We start from the raw sequence: 629 nt of genomic DNA on the forward strand, positions 1-629 counted from the left end.
CAGAAAGACTGCATAACCAGGTCTGAGTTAAAGCCAAGGCAGGCCAGGTCTTTTAACTCGTCGCGAGTCATAGGACCGGTAGTGTCCTGAGAACCAACGGTAGTCATCTTAGGTTCACAGTATGCGCCCGGGCGAACACCTTCCATGCCACAAGCTTTACCGACCAGCTTCTGCGCCAGCGAGAAACCTTTACCGCTGTCTGCCGGTTGCTCTGGCTTACGGAATAAGTCAGATGGACCCATGCCCAGAGATTCACGTGCTTTTTCTGTCAGGCCACGGCCAATAATCAGGTTAATACGGCCACCGGCACGGACTTCATCTAAAATAACGCGAGACGCATAATCGTACTCAGCGATAACGTCGCCGGCTTCGTTCTCGATTTTGCCTTCGTATGGGTAGATAGTGATAACATCGCCCATGTTCATTTTTTCAACGTCGGCTTCAAACACCAACGCACCTGCATCTTTCATGGTGTTGAAGAAAATTGGTGCGACTTTAGAGCCAATGCAGATACCGCCAGCACGCTTGTTTGGTGTGCCAGGCATGTCTTCGCCAATGTTCCACAATACTGAGTTGGTCGCTGATTTACGTGAAGAACCAGTACCCACTACGTCACCAACGAAGGCAAC

Annotated in this window: 1 pseudogene; it reads right to left on the minus strand. The window is 50.6% G+C overall.

The annotated features are described in order from the left end of the window. Positions 1-629, minus strand: a pseudogene (locus B3180_RS04515) (aconitate hydratase B); the annotation flags it as partial.

It is taken from the genome of Idiomarina sp. UBA4206 (assembly GCF_002383015.1).
In the GTDB taxonomy this organism is placed as follows: Bacteria; Pseudomonadota; Gammaproteobacteria; order Enterobacterales; family Alteromonadaceae; genus Idiomarina; species Idiomarina abyssalis.